26 protein-coding genes are annotated in these 22,467 nt (G+C 38.6%); 9 read left to right on the top strand and 17 right to left on the bottom strand.

Annotated elements, in window-relative coordinates:
* Nucleotides 1-39: 39 nt before the first annotated feature.
* On the bottom strand, nt 40-1,056 hold the full coding sequence (locus IGI38_RS22175) for a LacI family DNA-binding transcriptional regulator (protein ID WP_438734064.1): 1,017 nt from the start codon (nt 1,054-1,056) through the stop codon (nt 40-42).
* 195 nt (nt 1,057-1,251) lie between these two features.
* Here IGI38_RS22175 and IGI38_RS22180 point away from each other — a divergent pair, with 195 nt between their 5' ends.
* Nucleotides 1,252-2,019: an alpha/beta hydrolase gene (locus IGI38_RS22180; RefSeq protein ID WP_438734065.1), complete on the top strand. Its 768-nt coding sequence runs from the start codon at nt 1,252-1,254 to the stop codon at nt 2,017-2,019.
* A 124-nt stretch (nt 2,020-2,143) separates the two neighbouring features.
* Here the strand turns inward: IGI38_RS22180 and IGI38_RS22185 are convergent, their stop codons facing one another.
* The 12 genes from IGI38_RS22185 to IGI38_RS22240 all read right to left on the bottom strand — a co-directional run bounded on the left by IGI38_RS22185 (nt 2,144) and on the right by IGI38_RS22240 (nt 11,770).
* Nucleotides 2,144-3,370, bottom strand: a complete 1,227-nt coding sequence (locus tag IGI38_RS22185; RefSeq protein ID WP_438734066.1) for a zinc-binding dehydrogenase — start codon at nt 3,368-3,370, stop codon at nt 2,144-2,146.
* A gap of 115 nt (nt 3,371-3,485) precedes the next feature.
* Nucleotides 3,486-4,349 carry a PTS system mannose/fructose/sorbose family transporter subunit IID gene (locus IGI38_RS22190; protein ID WP_438734067.1) on the bottom strand — a complete coding sequence of 288 codons (864 nt, stop codon included), beginning with the start codon at nt 4,347-4,349 and terminating at the stop codon, nt 3,486-3,488.
* A 12-nt stretch (nt 4,350-4,361) separates the two neighbouring features.
* On the bottom strand, nt 4,362-5,174 hold the full coding sequence (locus IGI38_RS22195; RefSeq protein ID WP_438734068.1) for a PTS mannose/fructose/sorbose transporter subunit IIC: 813 nt from the start codon (nt 5,172-5,174) through the stop codon (nt 4,362-4,364).
* Between the two features lie 102 nt (nt 5,175-5,276).
* Nucleotides 5,277-5,765, bottom strand: coding sequence for a mannose/fructose/sorbose PTS transporter subunit IIB (locus IGI38_RS22200; protein WP_438734069.1), 489 nt, complete (start codon nt 5,763-5,765; stop codon nt 5,277-5,279).
* Nucleotide 5,766: 1 nt separating this feature from the next.
* Nucleotides 5,767-6,180 carry a PTS sugar transporter subunit IIA gene (locus IGI38_RS22205; RefSeq protein ID WP_438734070.1) on the bottom strand — a complete coding sequence of 138 codons (414 nt, stop codon included), beginning with the start codon at nt 6,178-6,180 and terminating at the stop codon, nt 5,767-5,769.
* 67 nt (nt 6,181-6,247) lie between these two features.
* The gene (locus tag IGI38_RS22210) at nt 6,248-7,048 is read right to left on the bottom strand and encodes an SDR family oxidoreductase (RefSeq protein WP_438734071.1); all 801 of its coding nucleotides are present in this window, start codon (nt 7,046-7,048) and stop codon (nt 6,248-6,250) included.
* A gap of 274 nt (nt 7,049-7,322) precedes the next feature.
* The gene (locus IGI38_RS22215) at nt 7,323-7,796 is read right to left on the bottom strand and encodes a hypothetical protein (protein ID WP_438734072.1); all 474 of its coding nucleotides are present in this window, start codon (nt 7,794-7,796) and stop codon (nt 7,323-7,325) included.
* A gap of 121 nt (nt 7,797-7,917) precedes the next feature.
* On the bottom strand, nt 7,918-8,784 hold the full coding sequence (locus IGI38_RS22220) for a helix-turn-helix transcriptional regulator (protein WP_438734073.1): 867 nt from the start codon (nt 8,782-8,784) through the stop codon (nt 7,918-7,920).
* An 83-nt stretch (nt 8,785-8,867) separates the two neighbouring features.
* Nucleotides 8,868-9,815, bottom strand: coding sequence for a sugar-binding transcriptional regulator (locus IGI38_RS22225; RefSeq protein ID WP_438734074.1), 948 nt, complete (start codon nt 9,813-9,815; stop codon nt 8,868-8,870).
* A 135-nt stretch (nt 9,816-9,950) separates the two neighbouring features.
* Nucleotides 9,951-10,550 (bottom strand): class I SAM-dependent methyltransferase, encoded by a 600-nt coding sequence (locus IGI38_RS22230; RefSeq protein ID WP_438734075.1) that lies wholly within the window; start codon nt 10,548-10,550, stop codon nt 9,951-9,953.
* Between the two features lie 4 nt (nt 10,551-10,554).
* Nucleotides 10,555-11,136: an SGNH/GDSL hydrolase family protein gene (locus IGI38_RS22235; protein WP_438734076.1), complete on the bottom strand. Its 582-nt coding sequence runs from the start codon at nt 11,134-11,136 to the stop codon at nt 10,555-10,557.
* 55 nt (nt 11,137-11,191) lie between these two features.
* On the bottom strand, nt 11,192-11,770 hold the full coding sequence (locus IGI38_RS22240; RefSeq protein ID WP_438734077.1) for a GrpB family protein: 579 nt from the start codon (nt 11,768-11,770) through the stop codon (nt 11,192-11,194).
* A gap of 442 nt (nt 11,771-12,212) precedes the next feature.
* On the opposite strand from IGI38_RS22240, the gene coaA reads away from it, so the two are divergent.
* The 4 genes from coaA (at nt 12,213) to IGI38_RS22260 (ending at nt 17,562) form a co-directional block, all read left to right on the top strand.
* The gene (gene coaA, locus IGI38_RS22245; protein WP_438734078.1) at nt 12,213-13,136 is read left to right on the top strand and encodes a type I pantothenate kinase; all 924 of its coding nucleotides are present in this window, start codon (nt 12,213-12,215) and stop codon (nt 13,134-13,136) included.
* Nucleotides 13,137-13,191: 55 nt separating this feature from the next.
* Complete coding sequence (gene guaA, locus IGI38_RS22250) at nt 13,192-14,760, top strand: glutamine-hydrolyzing GMP synthase (protein ID WP_438734079.1); 1,569 nt, start codon at nt 13,192-13,194, stop codon at nt 14,758-14,760.
* A gap of 403 nt (nt 14,761-15,163) precedes the next feature.
* A complete protein-coding gene (locus IGI38_RS22255; RefSeq protein WP_438734080.1) occupies nt 15,164-16,648 on the top strand; it encodes an Eco57I restriction-modification methylase domain-containing protein in 1,485 nt (494 codons plus the stop codon).
* Nucleotides 16,645-17,562, top strand: coding sequence for a BsuBI/PstI family type II restriction endonuclease (locus tag IGI38_RS22260; RefSeq protein ID WP_282800492.1), 918 nt, complete (start codon nt 16,645-16,647; stop codon nt 17,560-17,562). The genes IGI38_RS22255 and IGI38_RS22260 overlap by 4 nt, the downstream gene beginning before the upstream one ends.
* Before the next feature lie 262 nt (nt 17,563-17,824).
* On the opposite strand, the gene IGI38_RS22265 is transcribed toward IGI38_RS22260, so the two are convergent.
* From IGI38_RS22265 to IGI38_RS22275, 3 genes are read right to left on the bottom strand one after another with little or no spacing between them, the layout of a single operon-like run.
* Nucleotides 17,825-18,619 carry a hypothetical protein gene (locus tag IGI38_RS22265; RefSeq protein ID WP_438734081.1) on the bottom strand — a complete coding sequence of 265 codons (795 nt, stop codon included), beginning with the start codon at nt 18,617-18,619 and terminating at the stop codon, nt 17,825-17,827.
* Nucleotides 18,619-18,972: a hypothetical protein gene (locus IGI38_RS22270; protein WP_438734082.1), complete on the bottom strand. Its 354-nt coding sequence runs from the start codon at nt 18,970-18,972 to the stop codon at nt 18,619-18,621. The genes IGI38_RS22265 and IGI38_RS22270 overlap by 1 nt, the downstream gene beginning before the upstream one ends.
* A gap of 9 nt (nt 18,973-18,981) precedes the next feature.
* A complete protein-coding gene (locus IGI38_RS22275; RefSeq protein WP_438734083.1) occupies nt 18,982-19,716 on the bottom strand; it encodes a hypothetical protein in 735 nt (244 codons plus the stop codon).
* Between the two features lie 195 nt (nt 19,717-19,911).
* Here IGI38_RS22275 and IGI38_RS22280 point away from each other — a divergent pair, with 195 nt between their 5' ends.
* The gene (locus IGI38_RS22280; RefSeq protein WP_438734084.1) at nt 19,912-20,223 is read left to right on the top strand and encodes a helix-turn-helix domain-containing protein; all 312 of its coding nucleotides are present in this window, start codon (nt 19,912-19,914) and stop codon (nt 20,221-20,223) included.
* Nucleotides 20,224-20,332: 109 nt separating this feature from the next.
* On the opposite strand, the gene IGI38_RS22285 is transcribed toward IGI38_RS22280, so the two are convergent.
* Nucleotides 20,333-20,500, bottom strand: a complete 168-nt coding sequence (locus IGI38_RS22285) for a hypothetical protein (RefSeq protein WP_438734085.1) — start codon at nt 20,498-20,500, stop codon at nt 20,333-20,335.
* Between the two features lie 301 nt (nt 20,501-20,801).
* Between IGI38_RS22285 and IGI38_RS22290 the strand changes: the two genes are divergently transcribed.
* From IGI38_RS22290 to IGI38_RS22300, 3 genes are all read left to right on the top strand, one after another.
* Nucleotides 20,802-20,987, top strand: coding sequence for a DUF3173 family protein (locus IGI38_RS22290; protein WP_438734086.1), 186 nt, complete (start codon nt 20,802-20,804; stop codon nt 20,985-20,987).
* Nucleotides 20,988-21,104: 117 nt separating this feature from the next.
* Entirely contained in the window at nt 21,105-21,563 is a 459-nt protein-coding gene (locus tag IGI38_RS22295; protein ID WP_438734087.1) for a hypothetical protein, read from the top strand.
* Nucleotides 21,511-22,410 (top strand): relaxase/mobilization nuclease domain-containing protein, encoded by a 900-nt coding sequence (locus tag IGI38_RS22300; protein ID WP_438734088.1) that lies wholly within the window; start codon nt 21,511-21,513, stop codon nt 22,408-22,410. The genes IGI38_RS22295 and IGI38_RS22300 overlap by 53 nt, the downstream gene beginning before the upstream one ends.
* Nucleotides 22,411-22,467: the final 57 nt, after the last annotated feature.

The raw sequence follows: 22,467 nt of genomic DNA on the forward strand, positions 1-22,467 counted from the left end.
GCGCTGCCATTGCTACTATAACGGGTACGGAACCCATTGTCAACCCTGAATCACTTCTTTCACACTCTCACGAATAATTAATTTAGTTTGGAAGATTTTATTCGGAATTCGCTGAGAAGGGAAATTAATCGCATCGACTAAAAATTTAGCCGCCGAAAAACCAATTTCAGTACTCGGTTGAAATACCGTCGTCAACGGCGGTACCATATACTTGCTGACCTCTAACCCATCAAAACCAACTACAGAAATATCCTCTGGAACTCTCAATCCAGCTTCATAAATCGCTTGATAACAGCCAATTGCCATTTCGTCATTCCCGCAAAAAATTGCTGTGATCTTCTTATTCTTTAATACTTCTCTGGCCGCATGATAACCACCAGCAATCGTTAATTCTCCCGAAGCAATATAATTTTCTTCAAAGGGTAATTGATACTCAAAAACGACTTGACGATAGGCCTTAACACGTTCTGTCAGTTGATAATAGCCCAGACTCTCCTTCAACATCCCTATATGGCGATGCCCTTTATCTACCAGCATCCGTAATACTTCCTGTGCACCCGCATACTCCTCAACCAGCAACTGACCCCAATCCCGATCATTCAACCCACGGTCGATCAATACAATCGGGTGTTTGCGGTAAAAATCACTGCCTAGTTTATGTTCATCCTCTAAATGGTTGGGCGTCGCTAATAAAATCCCATCTACTGAACGATGCGACAATTCATTTAAATAACGTTTTTCTTGTTCAATGTCATGGCGTGAATTACATAAAATAATCATGTAGCCTAATGGGTTTAAATAACTTTCTACCCCTTCAATCACTTTTGAGAAGAAAAAGTCTGTCACATCCGGTACGATCATCCCAATCGTTTTCGAATGGCGATTGATCAAGTTGGCCGCAAAAAAATCCGGTTTATATTGATGCTCTTCAACGATCGCTAGGACCTTTTTACGTGTCTGTTCGCTGAATCGACTGCCCTTATTATTTAAGATTTGCGATACAGTCGTAACTGAAACGCCTGCCATTTCAGCGATTTCTTTGATGGTGATCTTCATCATGGACCTTCTCTCTGCATTTTTTCTAAGTGTAGCAAAGGAAAAATTAGAAAGAAAGCCCTTTTCAACAAAAGACAAGACTTCTTGCTTGCTCTGTGAAGAAAAGAGCGTAGATTAAAGACTGTAGAAACCACAAGATCCACTAAAAGATTTTTTTGAAGAAAAGCATTTCATTGATAAAAGGAGCGGAACAATGTGATCAAAGACTATGTATATGATGAAGAAAAGCAATTGGGCTTAGACATTTACGAACCTAAAACAATTGAAGCCGCAATTCTCTTAATTCATGGCGGCGGGTGGTTCCGAGGTGACAAAAATAAAGAAACTGCTCTAGCAGAACGCTTATCAGCGGACGGTTTTCTTGTAATTGCACCTAATTACCGATTAGCACCGACGCATATTTTTCCAGCCGCACTGGATGATATACTGAACGTTTACGATTGGCTAACGAAGAGTGATTTTCCAATAAATGGAAAAATCGCCGCATTAGGCTCTTCAGCCGGCGGTAATTTAGCCATTGAATTAGCTTTGCAAAGAGGGATTCCAGCAGCCTCATGGTCCGGGATCATTGATCTCTACGATTGGGTACAAAAACATCCGGATGTACTAGCAGCGATGAACCAAAAACCTGACTTTGATAAACAAGCGAGCGGAAAAATCGATCAGGATGGTGCAAACGATGCCTTTTACAAATGGTTTATTTTAAACTATGTAAACCAAAACAGCGATCTTTTAAGGCAAGCCGATCCATTATCTCGAGTCTCAAATAACAGTGGTCCGCTTTTTATCGCTAATTCATTGAAAGAACTAGTTCCTTTATCCGGCGTTTATAAATTACAAGCAGCTCTTTCCGAAAAAGGCGTTCCAAGCGAAACCAAATTGATTACCGGTACTGTTCACGGGGAAGGATATTCAGACCTCGCATACCTTGCAACCGTTCAATTTTTGAAAGATAATCTATAAAAAAAGATCACCGCAGGTACAGAAATACACTGCGGCGATCTTTCTCATTTCCACTTTAAAACACGAACATTGAAAAAATGGCATTCGTAAGAAAAAGCGATTAATTCATTTTCTAAATAAAATATTAAATATTTGGATAATATTTCAGAACGTAATTTTCTGCTTTCTTACTCCAAATCCCATCTGTTTCTGCCAAGATTTTACCTAATTCGGAATCCGTCTCAATCTCTGATAATTTCTTCAACTCTGACTGTTTATGAGTATAAACTAATTTTTTCCCACCGCCGATGGCTGGTTGATTCAAGGTCGTTTCGCCTACCGCATCTAAACCTAAGACATGCGTAACGACATTTGCCACTTTTACTTGTTTGTCTTCAATCAGCTTGACTGCTTTTCGCATGTCCTCTGTATTCCCGCCAGAAGTTCCCACGAAATGAGTGAATGAATAATGAACATCGTAAAAGTTCACGTTGGCCGAAAATTCCTTGTCTTGCGGTCCAGCAAAGAAATTAAGACAGCCATCTGGATTCAACATCGCTGCTGCATCACTGACAACCGGACCAACAGGAATCATAACAAAAATATCATCGAAGCCACCACCGGCTGTTTCCTTCAATAGACTGACTTGATCGTCGACATCCGCTACATTTACATAAGAAACTTCGATACCATTTTGACTTGGATATAATTTAGCTGCACGAGCTAATTTTTCTTCGTCTCGATCCGTTACGACCATTTTTTTCGGTTTGATTGGACCATGCAGCGCATAATCGATCGCCAATAGTCCCATTGGTCCAGTACCACCCATAATCAATAAGCTGCCATCAGCCTTGATTCCCATCTTATGCTCATAGGAACCTTCTTTTAAGTGATAGTTCGCTTCGAAAGCACCGATCACACAAGACAAGGGTTCGATTAGGGAACCTTCAAAATAGGTCTCGCCTTTATAAGGGATCAAACAATCCTGATTCATGACATCCTCAGAGATCACGATGTACGTAGCGTCTCCGCCAGTATAAGCATACGAATAGCCTGGGCAATCCGGACGATCTGGTAATTGCAGATTCGCCTGCAAGACATAACGCTCACCCTTCTTATATTTGTGCGCCCATTTCCCGCCAACTTCTAATAACTCACCACAAAATTCATGGCCGATGATGATCGGATTTTCCGCAAGATCGTTTGGCGCTTTCTTATGATCCGCTCCTTGGTTCGCTAACTTCCATGTCGACATGCAAATACTGTCAGTGATTACGGATGCTAAAATTTCATTTTCTTTGATTTCAGGTAATTCAAATTCCTCCAAGCGCAAATCTTTCTTACCATATAAACGCACTGCCTTTGTTTTCACTACTATTCCTCCTAGTTCCTATTAACGAACTCATTTTTTGATTTATTCTCCAAAAATTATGCAAAGTGAATCTGATTTTTGTTGTCCTTTCCAATGCAAGAAACAGAACTGACGATTAAGCTAAGATTCCCAACCAATAACCGATAATTCCTACCGCAAATAAGACAAAGATCAAAACGATTGGGCTCACTTTTTTCTTCAATAGATACATCATCAGCAAGGTTAAGCCTAATGCCGGCAATCCGGGTACTAGATCATCCAAAACATTTTGCACTGTTGTAATCACTGTTTTCCCATCCGCGCCAGGTGTTTTTGATACAACTAACGGAATATTGATGGTCGTCCATTTTGTTACCAGCACACCCATAATGAACAATCCCAAAATCGTTGCGCCTTCGGTCAATTTTTGCAATAGGTTGCCGGATAGATCTTTGACAATATCCATCCCTTTACTGAAACCATAGGTCAAGCCAAACCATTTCATCGCCAAACGAATCGCGTTGAAGGCTACGAAAAATAGAATCGGCCCCATCACGTTTCCAGATAGAGCTAATGAAGCGCCTAATGCTGCGGTGATTGGACGTAATGTCCCCCAAACTAACGGATCCCCGACACCTGCCAAAGGTCCCATCAAACCGACCTTCAAACTATTGATCGTTCCATCATCGATATCTGCGCCACTCGCCCGTGCTTCTTCCATCGCCATCGTTACGCCGATTACCGGTCCGCAAACAGCTGGTGTCGTATTGAAGAAAGTTAAATGACGTTTCAATGCTTCGGATTGTTCTTCTTTTGTTTTGTAAACTCTGCGGATCGTTGGGATCATATCCACACAGAAGGCCAGCGCATGAATTCGTTCAAAGTTAAAGGATGCTTGCTGGAAATTTGAAAAAACAAAAGTGGTCATCAAATCTTTTTTGGTCAATTGCGATTGCGCATAAATATCTTTTTTAGTTGCTACCGTTGAAGTATTTTCCATTTTGCTTGCCCCCTAATCTTCTAATTCATCATCGGCTAATTCGCCGGCAACGACTGCTGCCACATGATTGCCTTGGACTTCGTTTTTCTTAAAGTTCGGATTCAACTGTACATAAACTAATGCTGTGATCAGACCAATAATACCGAAAGCCAATAAACTAAACTCTAAGTAACCGCCCATGACAAATCCTAAATAAAAGAAAGGCATCAAGTAAGCTACACTCATCATGTTCAAGACCATCGCATATCCGACGACTACGATAAATCCGCCAGCAACCGCTAATCCACCTGTGATGACATCCGGAATCATATCCAACATCTTCGTTACCATCTCTGCACTAACAAATGCCGCTACGATCGTTGCAGGAATCGCTACACGCAAAGCCTGAATGAATAAAGCACTAAAATGCAGGAAAATGATTTTGTTGAAGTTCGCTTTCTCAGCTTCGCGATCTGCCGCATGCTGGAAAGCCACCGTGATCGTTCGAGCGATAACTGTCAGTACCTGTCCCGCCGCTGCAACTGGCAAAGCGATCGCGATTCCTGACTGAATATCTTGTTGACCCACGACAACTAAGATCGTTGAGATTACACTGGCTAACGCGGAATCCGGTGATTGCGCCGCACCGATATTCATCCACCCTAAAGCGATCAGCTCCAAAGTCCCGCCTAAGATAATCCCCGTTGTCACATCACCTAAAATCAAACCAACCATCGTACATGCAATCAACGGTCGATGCGTTTGAAATTCATCCAACACGCTGCCCATCCCGCACACACATGAAAAAAGAAAAATAAGTACAATCTGCAAAGCTGATAATTCCATTTTTTGTGTCCTCCTATTTCAATTTAATGAATTAATTTTTCTAACGTAAAAATTAGTCTTACCTTCAAGCCGTATACCGCTATTAATCTGGCCAATTTTTAATTAGAAACCTGCTTCTTTCAGTTTTTCTTCAAAATTGCCTTTTGGATCGGTCGCCACTACTCGCAAGTCCAGCTCCACTCCTGCTGCTTCCAGTTTTCGGAACGCATCTGCTTCTGTTTGATCTACCGAGACTGCTTTGGTAATTTGTGTCCGCCCCGTTTTAAATTGCATTCCACCAATGTTGATCGAGTTGATCGGCACTTGCATTTGAACCATTTCAAATACTTCCATCGGGTTAGTGAATAAATAGAAGACTGTTTCATCCGCGTACTTCGGATTGTTGTAAACTTTTACCGCTTTTTCTGGATCAACGATGTTGACTTTGATTCCTGGAGGTGCTGCTTGTTTCACCAATGTTTTACGAATTTCATCATTCGCGACTTCTTTGCTGACGACGATGATTCGTTTCGCACCCGCTTCTTTTGCCCAAACCGTTGCAACTTGACCGTGGATCAACCGATCATCAATCCGTGATAATTTGATTTGCATTTTAAAAATCCTCCTCTTCTTCAATCATCTGTTGTTTAAACGCTTTCACTGTATCGCAAGGAATACTTGTTGCATGATTCACAATATCCTGCAAATTATTTCCTAGCATACTTGCTACCTCCAACACGATCGGCAACGACATTCCCGACACGACCTCAATCTCACGTTCAGGATTTTTCATGGCTACAGCACAGCTGGCATTGTAAGGCGTACCGCAAAATAAATCGGTCAAAACTAGATATGAAGCCTCGCGGTCACACATTGCCGCAGAAACTTTCTCTTGGATCGTATCCAATCCTTCTTCCTTCAAAAACTCTACAGATTCAAAATCTGGCAGTGCGCCAAAAATCATCTCGGCTGAATTTTTCATTTCGTGTGCAAGCTTCCCATGAGCAACTAAAATTACTTTGTTCATAAATACCTCCTGTTTTATTCATCTACAATTCTGCCAACCGCACCTTGTACGGTCAGCAGAATCAAAATTACCCTCTTGTTTTTCCACCAGCAACATTGACCGTTACACCGTCTACATAACTTGATCGCCCAGAAACAAAGTAAGCAACTAGATCAGCGACCTCACTTAATTTTCCATCGCGTCCCAACGGAATTGTTTTGGTATTGGTGTAGCCTGCTCGTAATTGTTCTACTGAAATCCCACGAGTGTAAGCCAACGCTGTTTCATACTCGATCGTGCGCAAGCCTGTTTCTTCCATGATTCCAGGTGCGATTCCTACAACTCGAACCCCTTTTTTCCCTAACTCTTTTGCCCATGAACGAGTGAAACTATTTACCGCTGCCTTTGTCGCAGCATAGACACTTTGGCCTTCCGAACCTTCTAGTCCGCATTCTGATGACATGTTGATGATGACACCATAGCCCTGCTTAACCATTACACGACCAACCGCTTGCCCCATTAGATATACGCCCTTTTGGTTGATGGCGATCATCTTGTTAAAGATCTGTTCATTGATTTGGAATTTACCCTCTTCAGTCATTTCTTCATCCACTAACAAAGCGGGGATATTGATCCCAGCATTATTAACTACCGCGTCGATCGTCTGAAATTTCGCTTTTGCTGCTGCTACTGTCTGCTCCACGGATTCAGGTGAAGTAACATCTGTTTGACTAAAAAATAAGTTTTCATGAGTAAAGGCACCTTCTCGTAAATCTGCATTTACGACATTGATTCCTAATTCACATAATTCTTTGACAATGGCCGCTCCAATTCCTGATGAGCCTCCTGTGACAATCACTGTTTTTCCTTGTACATCTAACCAATCCATTGCAAACGCCCCTTTTAACATTTGTGATTTCTTTTTAACATTTGTTGCACCTTTATATTAACTGCGCAAGAAAACGTTGTCAACAACTTTATGCAACTTTTTTAAAACTAAATCACAAAAGTGCAAAAAAAGAGCAGCACTATCAAATTTGACTATGTCCGCTCTTTTAAAGAAATATCGAGTGTTTCGTAGCTAATTAGCTAAATAGAGTCTGAAAAATAAAAAAATGCAAAAAAAAAGACAAGTTTTTCAACTTGTCTGATTGGTTCTACTCTTATTCGTAAACTAACTCCATAATTGTCTCTTGTTGTTCTTCAGGTATTTCTTCATCACTGAGGTAATATTCGTAAGAAATCCCGCGAAATTTCCCGCCGATTCTCTTGATCTCGTCCATCATAGCGAAATAGGGATCGGTCATGTCATCGTATTTACCGACATAAAGTCCAGATAGCGCCTTGTAAGATGACAAAAAATAGCTGTCGCAATCGATCTTATCCGCGTCCTTAACTTCTGAAGCAACAGGAAAACCAACTTCCATCTCTATAGCTGATTCATCCAATCCGCCATTCTCGTCCATGTTCTTAAAGGATACGAATGGTGTACTCAAAATAGTTATGCCCTGCTCTTGGATAAATCCACCTAATTTCATAAAGGTCGGTCCAATCACCTGTGGAATCTCTTCAACTTTCACAGTGAAACTTTGGGAAAGAATCCACTGATCCGGTTTAACGATTTGTTCAAATTTCATAGTTATCTCCTCCATATTCAATTCGAATGCCGTAGATCATTCAACCAAAGTGTTCTTTTTTTATAGTGAACGGGCATCCTTTTTTCAAGTGTAACGGAAGAGAATGCCAGAACATGTCATATTAAAAATGGTTTTCATAAAAAGCAGCAACATAATTCAATACTTTTTCGCGAATCCAGCTAGGTTCAAGAATTTCGACATTTTTCCCCAATGGAATCAAGAAGCGATACAGGTCGTCGAACTCCGCAAAGGTCAATGACGCATCAAAACTGCTGTCCTCATTGTCCTTCCAATCAAAGTCCATGAACTCCGCATATTTTTTATAGGCGATCCGCTTACTAAAACGTAGATGAACAGTTAACTGCGGGAAATCCAAGACCTCATCGGGCAATGGATAGTCGATCGGCCCCTTTAAAACAACATTTCTGAGTTGTTTTAAAGGAAATAATTGCCAGTCTTCTTTAGTCAATTCCCAAGCAAGCAAATACCAAGTTTGATACTTGTACAGCACTCTTTTCGGCGCCAAAGACACCAAACGCGTTTGGCCATATTCGGTATGATAGACACAGATGATCTCACAGTGATTGAATAACGCTTTTTTGATCTGTTCAAAAGTTTGGCTGGTGATCTCTGTCTGACTCAGATCGACTTCCAGCCACTCGCTCCAATCGTAAACTGTCCCCATTTTTTTCAACAGATCCTCTGTATCGGCCAATCCCACTGACTGCAACAAATGCAGCGCCAAGAACAGATCATCCTGCTCTTCTTTTTCAATCAAAGCATTACTAACATGATAGGAATCGTCCAAAAAAATTCCGCCGTTGCGGCCTTTATTAGCATAAACAGGAATCCCAGCCAAACTCAACGCATCCACATCCCGATAGATCGTGCGGACAGAAACCTGGAATCGCTCCGCCAGCTCTTTTGCGGTCACTTGCTTGCGGCTCAATAAAATCAACGTTGTTTGAAGCAAACGAATAACTTGCATGGACTCCTCCTTTAGTCATATCCAGCTCCTATCCACGTAAGCAATTTCCACTTAGACAATCCGCTTACCATTCGCAGGCACTCTTATCTTTTCAATACTTCTCGTGCAGTTTCTTCTGTCGTGACTAAGACATTGATGTAATGTCCTTTTAGTGCACTGGCAATCGCATCTGCTTTATCAGTGGCCTCGGCCACACCGATTCGATGAGGGGTCCGTTTCAAATCAGCAATATCGATACCGATCAAACGATCATCCAATGTATTATCGATGTGCTCACCCTCGATATTGTAGAAACGCGATACCACATCCCCAACGACTTTTTTCCCTTCTAAATAAGCCAAGACATCTTCGCCATAGAACTGTTTCCAGCTTTCACTGGCCTTCAAGGTCGGCGAACCAATCCCAAGAATGGCGATATCGATCTTGCGCCAATAATCGATCAATTCTTGATTGAATTCATTTTCCATCAATGCCTTCTTCAACGCGACTGTTTCAGGAAAAGCCGGCGAATCGATCAATAATGCGCGTCCGTTCAGCTTTTTCGATGCTTCATAAGTAATCGTATTAACGTGATAATCACTGATCAAACGGCCAGAAGGCCCACCGATCATCGGAACACATAGAATATTTTCCACATCATAATTTGTCAGCCCTTCAGGAATCGCGGCCATTGTTTCTCCCCATGAAAAACCAAAGATCATATCATCCTTGATGATCTCTGTCAGGTATTCACCCACACCTTGTGCCAACATTTTATCCTTTTGAGTCCGACTTAGATCCGCTCCAGCTTGAACGATGATCGCTTTTTCTAAATCAAATTTTTCCTGCAGCTCCTTTTCGATACTGTAGGTTCCTGCTTTGTCATAATTGATAGAAATGTTCACGATTCCTTCATTGCGGGACCGTTTCAACAAGCGGCTGATCGTGCTGCGATGAATATTTAACTCTTTAGAAATCTGACTTTGATTTTTATCTTCTTGATAATACATTTCGGCAATGCGCACCAATAATTTATCTTCTTCTTTTTGCATAAACTCGCTCCTTTTTATCACATTTGTGAAAAACGTGAGTCAATGTGATTATAGCGTTTCTTTCCCTCGACTTGCAAGCCTTTTCCATCACGAAAAAAATCCCGTCAGCTCAAATTATGAACTAACGGGTTGCTTTTATTCCTTCACACTGCGAATAATATAGTAGCCTTTGTCTTTCGCCACGATCTCCGCGTTGCCGAAAACTTCTTCCATCTTGCTTTTCGCACTCGGCGCCCCTTGTTTCTTTTGGATCACGATCGTCAATGAACCGCCAACTTTCAATAGGGGTTCTGCATCACTCAAAATTTGATGAACGACTTTCTTTCCAGCACGAATCGGCGGATTACTGATAATTGCCGCATACTCTTTTTGATGCAGCGTCTCGTAAATATTCGATTGATGAATGTCTGCCTCAATGCCGTTGCGCTTCGCATTGCCTTGTGCCAGTTCGACCGCCCGATTGTTCACATCGATCATCTCCACTGGCCGTTGCGTTTGATAGGCCAAGGCCATACCAATCGGCCCATACCCGCAGCCCACATCTAATAGCGTTCCTTCTGGTAACTCTTCGGATTCAAATTGTTCGATCAAAACCCGCGAGCCAAAATCGACTGTATCGCGAGAAAAGACGCCGCTGTCGGTAACGAACTGAAATGTTTTTCCTGCCAACTCAAATGACCATTGATGCAGATCGTGAGCTGTCTCAGGATTTTCGGAATAATAATGATTTGCCATAAACTTACCCTTCTGCTAATAATTTTTCTTTAATATCTCGTGCGATCAAAGCACCCAAGAAATGGTAGCCTTCTTTTGAAGGATGGATACCATCGAATGTTTGTACGAACTCATTTGGTTTTGGATAGACGGTCATGTGATGATAAAGATCAATCACATTCACTCCGACTTCTTCGGCGACTTGCTTCGCTTTTTCAGCATAAAGCTGTTGACGCTCGTTATCACCATTTGGGAAAATAGCCGTATTGATATAGCCAGTCGTCAGTAAAACAACTTTCGATGCATCAAAAGACTCGACGATCTCTTTGATATTTTCACCGAATGTTTCGACAGTGTTTTTTTGCTTCAATGAATCGTTGGTTCCAAAGGAGATTACTACAAAATCGCCCTCTGCTTCCACCGCCTCATTCACCCGAGCTAAACCATCTGAAGAAGACTCGCCACGTTTTCCCAACTTCACTAATCCATAGCCGGGAAAGCCCATCTCCGTTAGTTCATCAAGGATATAGTTATCTAAAATATCGCTGATCTCGCCATTCATCACACCAGCTAGTAAGCTGTCGCTAAATAAAACGATTTTCTTCATGATTGTCATCCCTTCTTACTAATAGTCTTTCCTATCATAGCACGAAACACAGGATTTATTTAATCAAATAGCGTCCACTGAATTCTTCCCGTGCTTTTCGACTGTACTTCTGGACAAAGGCCGTTTTTGCTTCTGTATACGCATCACGATTGTGTTCATACTTTTCTTTTAAGGACAATTTCAATTCTTCATATTCCCGCGCGACCCCTCGATGCTCTCGTAAATAATCTCTAAAATAAAGTTCATCCCAATCACCTAGTACCCGCACATGCAAATGAAACACCTTCTCCGCAAAACCAGCCGATGTATATCCTTTATTCAGATCCAACATCTGCTTTTCATCATCCTTGATCATTAAGATCCAGCCGGCAGTTTGCAGCGTCTCTGAGACACGATCCAGTTCATAACCGTCGGAAAACTCCAATAAAATATCCACGATTGGTTTCGCAATCAATCCTTCAACCGATGTACTGCCGATATGATTGATTCGCAGCATTCCAAAATCAGTCAAGCGATCACTCAAACGCTGTTTTTCTTCTTCGTACCACGAAGCATAGCATGAATGATGTTCCTTCAATATTATGGGAAATAATTGCCACAGCTCTTCCAAACTCATGTCTTCTAGTTTCTTCATCTCATCACCTGCTTCTATAAGTCTGTTACTCCTATGATACACTTTTTAAAGGCGATTCTTAACATCTCGCTAGTTTTCGTATCCGCAACTAAAAAAACAATGAAACTCCTATCATTCCGATAGCTTTTTTGGGTTTTTTTCGGCTAAAATGAGAAATAACGTTTTGTGTCAGGAAATTATTCGGATTTCTTAGAGGCGGAGCACTTTCTAGTACGTTTTTTGTGGTAGAATAAGCGCAGTTGCCAGTCCTACTTCTTGCTGTAGCAAGATTAATAGGCGGGTATGCGTACGAAAATCGTTTTGAATTTTTACATTAAAAATTTATGTATTTCTTCCGAGCTCGCTCAATGATAGAGCATTGTTGAATGATTTATCGTATGAAATTAGAAATCATTTTTCGTTTTTGAAGAATGAATACTTAAGTATGAATAAGGAGGGTATTATGAACGAAAGAGGGAACTATTTCCGGATCGCCCGTGACCAGTGGCAGGATTTCTACACACCGGGAAACACACCTTTGACACAAGCAGAGCTTGATAGCATCAAAAGTTTGAATGACCAAATCTCGATGAAGGATGTGGCCGATGTCTATGTGCCCTTATGTCACCTGATCCATCTTTATATGAAAGATTTTGAGTCGCTAACTTTAAGTAAAGGGTTGTTTCTGCATCGTTATGTAAAGATGCCGCCTTTTATTATCGGGATCGCCGGAAGTGTGGCTGTCGGAAAAAGTACCACCGCTCGTTTACTCCAGACCTTATTAGACCGTTTATTCAAACATCAAACGGTACAATTGATTACTACAGACGGTTTTCTATATCCAAATGCTGTTTTAGAAGACCGCGGGATCATGGACCGCAAGGGATTTCCTGAAAGCTATGACATGGAGAAGTTGATCGATGTCTTGAATGAAGTGAAATCAGGAAAAGAAAATATTCCGATCCCAAAATATTCCCATGATGTCTACGATATCGTTGATGGCGAATACGAGCTGATCGATTCTCCTGATATTTTGATCGTGGAAGGAATCAATACCTTGCAGCTGCCCGCAAATCAGCAAATCTATGTCAGCGACTTTTTTGATCTGTCGATCTATGTAGACGCAGATCCGAAAATGGTTGAAAGATGGTATCTGGAACGCTTTGAATCCTTATTAGATACAGCCTTTAAAGACCCTGATAATTACTATTACGATTATGCCATCGGCGATCGTAAAGAAGCCTTAAGCATGGCGCAAGATGTTTGGAAAAATGTCAATTTGAAGAATTTGGAAGAGTATATCTTGCCAACAAGAGGCCGAGCTGATATTATCTTGCACAAGGCAAAGCATCATATCATTGATGAGATCTATTTGCGTAAATACTAGCTTATAAAGAAAGCTTGCTTTCTTTTATAATAAAACTTGAAAAGGGGTAATAATTGTGACAAATGTTTCTACCGAAATGACAAACGTAGAAAAAATCATTGTACTTGATTATGGTAGTCAGTATAACCAATTAATCACTCGTCGTATTCGTGAATTCGGTGTTTTCTCAGAACTTATGAGCCACCGCATCACTGCAGAAGAAGTCAAAGCCATGAATCCAAAAGGGATCATCTTATCAGGTGGCCCAAACAGTGTTTATGACGAAGGAGCCTTCTCCATTGATCCAAAAATCTTTGAATTAGGGATTCCAGTCTTAGGAATCTGCTACGGCATGCAGTTGATCACATATAACTTAGGCGGAAAAGTAGAACCTGCTAAAAACCGTGAATACGGTCAAGCAACTTTGGAAGTCATTTCTGATGATGCCGTCCTATTTGCCGGAACACCAAAAGAACAAACCGTTTGGATGAGCCACGGCGACTTGGTTACACAAGTTCCTGAAGGATTCGAAAAAGTCGGCACCAGCAAAGACTGCCCGATCGCAGCGATCCAAGATACCAACCGCAACTTCTACGGAATTCAATTCCACGCAGAAGTGCGCCATTCAGAATACGGAAACAACTTATTACGTCACTTTGCCCTTGATGTCTGTCAATGTAAAGGCGACTGGAGTATGGATAACTTTATCGATATGCAAGTTGCAAAAATCCGCGAACAAGTTGGTGACAAAAAAGTCTTGCTAGGCCTATCAGGCGGTGTGGACTCGTCTGTCGTTGGGGTGCTTTTACAAAAAGCAATCGGTGATCAATTAACGTCGATCTTCGTAGACCACGGTCTATTACGTAAAAATGAAGGCGAACAAGTCATGGAAGCACTAGGCGGAAAATTCGGCTTGAACATCATCAAAGTCGATGCCAAAGATCGTTTCCTAAACAAATTAGCCGGTGTTTCTGATCCAGAACAAAAACGCAAAATCATCGGAAACGAGTTTGTTTACCTATTCGACGATGAAGCAACCAAACTTGCTGGTCAAGAAGGCATCTCCTTCTTAGCTCAAGGCACGCTTTATACCGATGTGATCGAATCTGGTACCGAAACAGCTCAAACAATCAAATCACACCATAACGTAGGTGGATTACCAGAAGACATGCAGTTCGAATTGATCGAACCATTAAATACCCTATTCAAAGACGAAGTCCGCGAATTAGGAACACAGCTTGGCATGCCTGACTCAATCGTTTGGCGCCAACCATTCCCAGGACCAGGTCTAGGTATCCGTGTCCTTGGTGAACTTACTGAAGAAAAACTAGAAATCGTCCGTGAATCAGATGCGATTCTACGTGAAGAAATCGCCAACGCCGGTCTTGACCGCGACATCTGGCAATATTTCACTGTCCTACCTGGCATCCGCTCAGTCGGTGTTATGGGAGACGGCCGCACGTATGACTATACAGTCGGTATCCGCGCGGTTACTTCAATCGACGGGATGACTGCAGACTTTGCTCGTATCCCTTGGGAAGTCTTGCAAAAGATCTCCGTTCGGATCGTGAATGAAGTCGCTCATGTTAACCGGATCGTGTATGATATTACGTCTAAGCCGCCAGCTACGGTGGAGTGGGAATAAAATCCACCAAAATTAACAAAAACTATTGAACCGAAAGGCGCTAAGTTGCACTGAGTTATCAATTACAGACCTCACTTTTTCTAAGTTGAACCGAGAAATTGAGTACTAAAAAAAGTACTAAGGTCATATTTTTATGATTCTTAGTACTTTTTTAATTTGATTCTTCAAAATGGTCGTCGTAAACATGCAGATCTAAAATCCATGTTTACCATTACTCCTATTATAATACTAAAAACTACATGAGAATTGAAAAAATCCTAGAACATTACTATGCCTCTTCCCATATATTGGTTTTTAAAATCGCTTTTAAGTTTTGTCTATCTAACGTTTCACCAAATATTGTTACTGAACATTTGATAAGATGGCATAATTGATATTATTTTTATTGAGAGGTTCGTGAAAAATGTTAGAACATATTATTAATAATACGCTCAAATATATTGAGAAGCAAAGTAAAACAGAAAGAAAAAAAATTGGACAATTTTTTACTTCAAAAGAAACAGCAGAATATATGGCTAGTTTGTTTGATATTACTAATTTCGGTAATAAATCTTCCATAAGTATTTTAGATCCAGGTGCCGGTTCTGGTATTCTAACTGCTGCATTGATTGAAAGATTAGAAAGCGAATGTGTAATTAACAAAGTTTATATAACTTGTTACGAAAATAATCTTGACATTATTAATATATTGGTCGAAAATTTAGAATTCATAAAAAATAAATCTAAGATTGAAATAGATTATACGATTTTTAGAGATAATTATTTGATTAGCCAAGGACTCGCCTTTGAAGCTGGCACCCCCTTTAAAAAGTATGATCTAGTTATTGGAAACCCTCCCTATTTAAAAATTTCTAAAAATTCACCAGAAGCGGTATCAATGCCTAGTGTATGCTACGGGGCTCCAAATCTATACTTTCTATTTGCAAGTATGAGTTTGTTTAATCTAAAAACAAATGGTCAGATGGTTTATATTATGCCTAGATCATGGACTTCTGGCGCCTATTTTAAGAAATTTAGAGATTATTTCTTATCAAATGGAAAATTGCGGAACATACATCTTTTTACTAGTAGAGATAAAGTATTTGATAATGAAACCGTCCTTCAAGAAACTATAATTATTAGAGTTGAAAAGACAAACACAGATTATCCATTCATATCAATAACTACCTCAAAAGACAGCACTGAATTTGATACTATTCAAAATATCGAAGTTCCTTATAAAACAGCTGTTTCTGGAGATGAAAAGTATGTTTATTTAGTTACTGATAACGAAGAACTGGAGGTATTAAGTAAAATAGACAAATTTGACTGCACTCTTCTTGATTTGAACTTAAAGATGAAAACAGGTATTACAGTTGATTTTAGAAATAGAGAACTGTTGAGAAAAGAATCTGGAGATGGCATTATTCCATTATTCTACTCACAACATATTAAAGAAGGTCTAGTTCAATTTCCTATAGGTAAAGATTATGAATATGTAGTGGATGGTAAGCCAGGGTTAATTCAGGAAAATAAAAACTATCTGTTTGTTAAAAGATTTACTTCTAAAGAGGAAAAAAGAAGACTCCAATGTGGGATATATTTATCTAAAAATTTTCCAGAGTATAGCCATATTAGTACACAAAACAAATTAAATTTTATTGACTCAGTTAATAACTTGATTATTGATGAATCTTTGGTTTTTGGGCTGTACGTGGTATTTAACTCTACTATTTACGATAGATACTACAGAATCTTAAATGGATCAACTCAGGTCAATAGTACGGAAATAAATAACATACCTATGCCCAAAATTAATATTTTAAAATATTTAGGAGAAAAGTTGAAATTGTCTAATATTTTTTCTGTAGAAATGTGCGATATTATATTAGGAGAGGTTATGAAATGAAAAAAATTGAAGAAGCAAAGTTGATATTACAAGAAATAGGTATGCCAAAGAAACAACAAACTGATTTATGTGGCTATACTCTTATTGCTATGAGCTCTGTTAGTGAAGAGGATAATTGGAATTCAAGCAAGAATGATTGGATCAGAATTCACGATATTATTCAATTCCTAAATGATAAATATGACATAATATATGCAGAAAATTCTAGGGAAACTTTCAGAAAACAGGCTATTCATCATTTTAGAAATGCTGCAATAATTGAAGATAATGGTAAAGCAACTAATTCACCAAATTATAGATATAGACTAACTGAGGAATCCCTAGCTCTGATAAAATCATTTAAAAAGGATTCCTGGGATAGTTCTTTAATTGAATTTAAAAATGAGCACGGAACTTTAATTGATAAATACGCATCTAAGAAAAGAATGGAAAAGATGCCCGTTAAAATTAATGGTGAGAATTTTCTTTTTTCTCCGGGTAGGCATAATGAACTCCAAAAATATATTATTGAGGAATTTGCACCTAGATTTGCTCCAGGCTCTGAATGTCTATATGTCGGGGATACTATAAAGAAAGATTTAGTAAATAATATTGAAACATTAAAAAAACTTGGATTTGCAATTACTAAACATGACAAAATGCCTGACGTTGTACTATACAGTGAAGAAAAAAATTGGATATACTTTATTGAATCAGTTACTAGTGTGGGACCAATGGACCCTAAGAGAATTTTAGAGATTACTCAGATGACTAGAAATGTAAAAGCTGGAAAAGTATTTGTCACTGCATTTCTCGATTTTGCAACTTACAAAAAATTTTCTACAGCAATTGCGTGGGAAACAGAAGTATGGATATCGGCAATGCCAGATCATATGATACATTTGAACGGTGATAGATTTTTAGGACCAAGATAAGTTTAAGTTTTATTTGTAAAAGTTTTTTATTTTGGTTTAGTGAATATCAAGCACTGCAATATCTAAAGATATCCATGTTTAGAATAAGAACGAAATAAATCTTACCAAAATAAACAAAAGGTACCGAACAAGTCATACTGTGTTATATCCGAAAATTTAGTACTAAAAAGTACTAAGGTCATAATTTTATGATTCTTAGTACTTTTTTCATTCACTTCTTCAAAAAGAAAAGCCAGTCTAAGACCGACTTACAACAATGTTCTCAAAATCCCCAACCGGGAGTTTCCATTTGACCACCATTTGGTGCTTCATTACCCATAATACCATTATTATTGTTAGTATTGTTTTGTGCATTTTGTGCAGCTTGTTGTGCCGCAGTATTTTGTGAGGCCCCACCACCAGACGGCGCTTGTTGAGCAGGCGCTTGTTGGATAGGTTCTTGATAATTTTGTTGTGGAGCTTCATTGTATGATTGCTGATTAGATGTTTCTTGTTCACCCTGCAATTGGGTTTCATTTTCTACTTGTTGTTGAGCTGATGTTTCAGCCACCGCTTTTTTATCCGCTTCAACCTTTGCCTGTTCTTCTTTAATAGAAGCTTTTAGTTTATCAAGATTCTTGATAGCTGTTTCTTTATCTTCTTTCAGATAGTCATTAGTCATACTATCTAACAATTTTTGTACAGTTTTAATGTCAGTGTCTGTCTTTGATTTTTCAGCTTTAGTTAGAGCAGTTTTCAATTCATCTATTTGCTTGATAAAGCCGTTAAGTTCATTTATTTTGGTAGTAAGTATTTCTTTATCTTTGCTTTGATTATCACTCAATTTTTCAATCGCTTGATTCGCAAGTTCAATATCTTTTGTATCTCTAGATTGATAAGCAGTTTCAACTGCTGTTTCGGCTGTTTTTAGAGCTTTTTTCTCTTGAACTTCAAGTTTTTGTTGTGCCACCTCTTGAGCACAAACCTTTTCGTTGTGTTGAGAGATAGAGTAAGTTGTGATTCCACCAACACAGATAATCAAAATAAGGATAGCTAAAATGATTTTCTTTTTAGTCATTACTTATTGTTATCCTCCTTGGTATATTTTAATCCGTTCCCTACTCCACCTAAAACATCAGATGATTTGATAGTAAAAGATTGTTTATCTTCTGCGAGTTCAGCAGTCATATGATAATCTCCTAAAGTTATTTCGAGCTGATTATCAGAAAGCTTATATTTCCCTTCATTTGTAATTCGTCCATCTTGTTTTTCTGTAACCTTATTCCCTTCAAACGTCAATGTGTTAGTTGTCTCAGAAAATAATACATTGATTTTAGTTGTATAATCTCCCTTTAAAGTATTTTTTCCACATGCTGTAAGCCCGACTAATATAAATAACATGGTTGCGATTAAAAATAGATTTTTCTTCATGATTTCCTCCTAAGGTTTTAAAATTGCGTATGCTTGTCCGATAAAGTCCTCAACTTGCCGTGAGTCTTCTAAAATTAATGATACTTTTGGATAAGTAATATAATCCGTTAAAATATCGAAATGCCATTCATAATAATTGGTCGTATTTGATTGTGAATGTGTTTCTGCACTACCTACAGTAATACCTGAGTCTTGAAACGTATACCCTACGCCTGCTGTTCCTGAACTACCTGTTGTATTCGCACCAACATGTAATCTTTCCCGACTTACTTCTTTGATATTAGATTTATTATAAGCAACTAGTAATCCATTGCCCGAATCAAAGTAGATGAATCTATTATTACTATATATAAAACCGATTTTTTTTGTTCTAAAACTTCTCCATTGCTCATTAGTCATAATTTTATTGGCTAACGGAGTAATGAAGCTATCTGTATGTTCCCACAAAATGCTCTCATAATTTCTATATGCTTTATTGAGTGATTCCTCTAATTTAATATTCTTTTTACTATTTTTTCTAAAAAAATAAGCTCCTATTAAAAATATTATTCCAATAAGTTCAGCAAAAGACAGTACTCCGATTATAATCAAAATAATTTTGATTAAGTTATTGCGTTGTTGTTTTTTTTCTACCTCCTCTTTTATGGATTTCCACTCTTTTAATCCCATAACACCTTTATCCCAATGTTCAAAGTCTGGTATTCCTGTAAATTCAAATAAATTCAATTTCTTTGGTAATTCCATTTTTTATACTCTCCTCGTTTACCTTTAATATGCATGAATACATTGTTGATGTCATTCATATAATTACATTCTTTCCAATCAGGTGATTCTAAATACTTTCATAGTATTTATCTTATCATTTTTTCGAGATAAATGGTAGTTAAAATACAATATATGGATTAAAAATAACTTTCAAAGGGATAAAATGGTGGTATTATGAGTATGGAATATTTTGGTGATAAACTTAAAGCATTGAGAAAAGCGAAAAAGATGACTCAACTAGACTTAGGAAATAGAGTTGGAGTATCTAAGTGGGCGATTACCTCTTACGAACAAGGACGTACTTCCCCTAGTGTGGAAATTCTAATAAAACTTTGTGATATTTTAGATGTTTCATCTGATTATCTGTTAGGAATTTCTGACAACCTCCCAATTCAATTGAATTCAGTAGGTCTTTCTGACGAAGAAGTGCGTTTACTTCTAGAATTTCTTAATTTAATTGAGCGCAACAGAACATCTAATAAATAGCAAGAACTGCAGATAAACCATTTTAAAAATGATTTTGTCTACAGTTCTTATATTGATTTCTGTTCTATTTTTGTCTACCTATCTTATGTTCAAATGAGTCGTAATTCTTCTATAGTTCAAATTCAGGAGAGTTTGACAATTCTTCAAGTCCACCGGCTAAATCAAATTCCTTCTCTAACTCTATCTCTTGTTTTTCACCCCCAGAACTAGTAGTGCCTATTTCTGATAGTTCCAATAACGCCATTTCAAACTTTTTACTATTCAATCCTTCAATCATAAAAAATCCTCCTTTTACTATGTAACTCTATTTTACATCTTGCATTTTTACAATTCAAACGCGCTGTCGTACTTATTGGTTTGTATGCAGTCTTCTAACTCTGTCAGAGGGGGTTGTTTTTGTATATAGGAGTTGCTATAATAAAAACATAGGAAAGCACAATTAGAAGCACAAGAGCCGTAAATTCGGACACCGCACCGCACCTATTAAGTTAGATGGTGCGGTGTTTTTATATTTTCAAAGCCCCCATCTTATAAGATAGGGGCTTTTTATGTATTCAAAATCAAAGGGGAACATCAACATGGAATCAAAATTTATTACAAAAGATGAAATTAGAGAATTAGGATTTGAAGATAAGCAAACAGATATAATTTGGCGTGATGTAAAAAAAATTTTACAGAGTGAAGGTCATACAATTTACGGTCAGCGAACGAATCTAGTTCCACGAAAGAGAGTAATGGAATATTTGTGTGTTGACGAAGAATGAGTGTTATTGGGGGTGTCGGGGGAGAGACGAAGTCGTCCCCCTGACCAAGCGTGCAGAGGTGGACAAAGTCCACCACTTGCACCTGCTTGCCAAGAATACAATATATGAGGTGAAGAAATGGGAAAGAAAAAACAAGTCAAAAAAGTACAAATTTCAATTCCTGAAGAACAATATCAGAAAGTTGAAAGTTTATGGTTAGGACTAGGTTTCTCTAGCATAGCAGAAGCAGGAAAATTCTTATTAATGGATAACGTTAATGAGTTTTACAAGCAAACCAAAAAATCACAAAAAGCGGTTGCTAAGTTGAAAGACTTGAAAAAAAAATCTAATAGTTCAGTGGCTGAGGTTGCACACGTGCAACCGAAAGTCCGTCAAATCGGCAAGGCGCTATCTGCAAATCAGCAGACAAGTGGTTATATCAAAAAGAGCTCTATCGAATACGAGCGCATAATTGGCCAATGGCAGAAACAGAATCAAGATTTTGTTGAACCACCAGATGTTAACGGATTGCGATGGTCGATTGATGAAAAAACAAACAAGAGAAAAATGGAGTGGTGGAGAAATGGTAGTAAGTAGTATTAAACCAATCAGAAAATCAGTTAAAGCCTATGAAAATTATATTTTTGGTGAAGCGCACAATGAAAGAAAAGAACGCAATTTAGCGATAATTGGAGTAGGTAATTGTGAAAACATTAATCCTCACGATATGGGCGAAGTGCTGAAGTGTGAACGAGAGGCATTCCCTTCTAAATCACGTAAAAATGATGCTTACACGCTTGTCATTGCATTTAGTGATGAACTAGACCCGAATAACTCAAATGACTGGAAAAGAGCTGGAAATATCACTAAAGACATTGTTAAAACAGCCTATTCTAATCGCTCCGCTATGATTGCTGTTCAACGGGACGGTAAAAGCGGATTACTGCATGCTCACGTGCTTTTGAACAATGTTGACAATCGTGGCAAAGCATTGAGACAAAACGGCTGGAAGCATTTAAAAAGAGCAACAGATAGCATTGCGAAAAAATATGGTCTAACTCCGTTAACTCATGAACGAGAACCTAGTACTCATTATGACTGGCGTCGAGACCTAGCATTTAAAGTTAGAGAAACTTGTGGCAATTCCAAAGCTTTAGCAGATTTGGGAATTACAATGAGAAAAAGAAAATCCAAAAAATATCCTCCTTCAGTCACGTCATATAAATTCACTGATAAGGACGGAAAACAACGAAATATTCGAGGGCGACAGCTTGCAAGTCAACTTAATCTTCCTGATGATTATTTTGATGTAGCAAAGTTAAATCAATTGAAATCTCAAACTCAATTAGTCAAAGAGAAACCAGTAACAACTCAATCAAAACCACAAGAATTGGTAACGCAATTGATTGGGGGAAATAATAACGGACAAGACCTAGTACTATAACCTTTTTAAAGCGAGGGCGTATGCCCGAGCTTTAAAATAAAGATAATTCTTTATATG

This window comes from Enterococcus sp. AZ128 (assembly GCF_051714485.1).
In the GTDB taxonomy this organism is placed as follows: domain Bacteria; phylum Bacillota; class Bacilli; order Lactobacillales; family Enterococcaceae; genus Enterococcus_A.

Coding starts and splice junctions, on each gene's coding strand:
- IGI38_RS22265 (WP_438734081.1), bottom strand. CDS start 18,619: ATGACTAAAAAGAAAATCATTTTAGCTATCCTTATTTTGATTATCTGT.
- IGI38_RS22275 (WP_438734083.1), bottom strand. CDS start 19,716: ATGGAATTACCAAAGAAATTGAATTTATTTGAATTTACAGGAATACCA.
- IGI38_RS22200 (WP_438734069.1), bottom strand. CDS start 5,765: ATGCAAATCAAATTATCACGGATTGATGATCGGTTGATCCACGGTCAA.
- IGI38_RS22270 (WP_438734082.1), bottom strand. CDS start 18,972: ATGAAGAAAAATCTATTTTTAATCGCAACCATGTTATTTATATTAGTC.
- IGI38_RS22285 (WP_438734085.1), bottom strand. CDS start 20,500: ATGATTGAAGGATTGAATAGTAAAAAGTTTGAAATGGCGTTATTGGAA.
- IGI38_RS22290 (WP_438734086.1), top strand. CDS start 20,802: ATGGAATCAAAATTTATTACAAAAGATGAAATTAGAGAATTAGGATTT.
- IGI38_RS22260 (WP_282800492.1), top strand. CDS start 16,645: ATGAAAAAAATTGAAGAAGCAAAGTTGATATTACAAGAAATAGGTATG.
- IGI38_RS22190 (WP_438734067.1), bottom strand. CDS start 4,349: ATGGAAAATACTTCAACGGTAGCAACTAAAAAAGATATTTATGCGCAA.
- IGI38_RS22230 (WP_438734075.1), bottom strand. CDS start 10,550: ATGGCAAATCATTATTATTCCGAAAATCCTGAGACAGCTCACGATCTG.
- coaA (WP_438734078.1), top strand. CDS start 12,213: ATGAACGAAAGAGGGAACTATTTCCGGATCGCCCGTGACCAGTGGCAG.
- IGI38_RS22255 (WP_438734080.1), top strand. CDS start 15,164: ATGTTAGAACATATTATTAATAATACGCTCAAATATATTGAGAAGCAA.
- IGI38_RS22195 (WP_438734068.1), bottom strand. CDS start 5,174: ATGGAATTATCAGCTTTGCAGATTGTACTTATTTTTCTTTTTTCATGT.
- IGI38_RS22175 (WP_438734064.1), bottom strand. CDS start 1,056: ATGAAGATCACCATCAAAGAAATCGCTGAAATGGCAGGCGTTTCAGTT.
- IGI38_RS22235 (WP_438734076.1), bottom strand. CDS start 11,136: ATGAAGAAAATCGTTTTATTTAGCGACAGCTTACTAGCTGGTGTGATG.
- IGI38_RS22225 (WP_438734074.1), bottom strand. CDS start 9,815: ATGCAAAAAGAAGAAGATAAATTATTGGTGCGCATTGCCGAAATGTAT.
- IGI38_RS22295 (WP_438734087.1), top strand. CDS start 21,105: ATGGGAAAGAAAAAACAAGTCAAAAAAGTACAAATTTCAATTCCTGAA.
- IGI38_RS22300 (WP_438734088.1), top strand. CDS start 21,511: ATGAAAAAACAAACAAGAGAAAAATGGAGTGGTGGAGAAATGGTAGTA.
- IGI38_RS22215 (WP_438734072.1), bottom strand. CDS start 7,796: ATGAAATTTGAACAAATCGTTAAACCGGATCAGTGGATTCTTTCCCAA.
- IGI38_RS22205 (WP_438734070.1), bottom strand. CDS start 6,180: ATGAACAAAGTAATTTTAGTTGCTCATGGGAAGCTTGCACACGAAATG.
- IGI38_RS22280 (WP_438734084.1), top strand. CDS start 19,912: ATGAGTATGGAATATTTTGGTGATAAACTTAAAGCATTGAGAAAAGCG.
- IGI38_RS22210 (WP_438734071.1), bottom strand. CDS start 7,048: ATGGATTGGTTAGATGTACAAGGAAAAACAGTGATTGTCACAGGAGGC.
- IGI38_RS22240 (WP_438734077.1), bottom strand. CDS start 11,770: ATGAAGAAACTAGAAGACATGAGTTTGGAAGAGCTGTGGCAATTATTT.
- IGI38_RS22220 (WP_438734073.1), bottom strand. CDS start 8,784: ATGCAAGTTATTCGTTTGCTTCAAACAACGTTGATTTTATTGAGCCGC.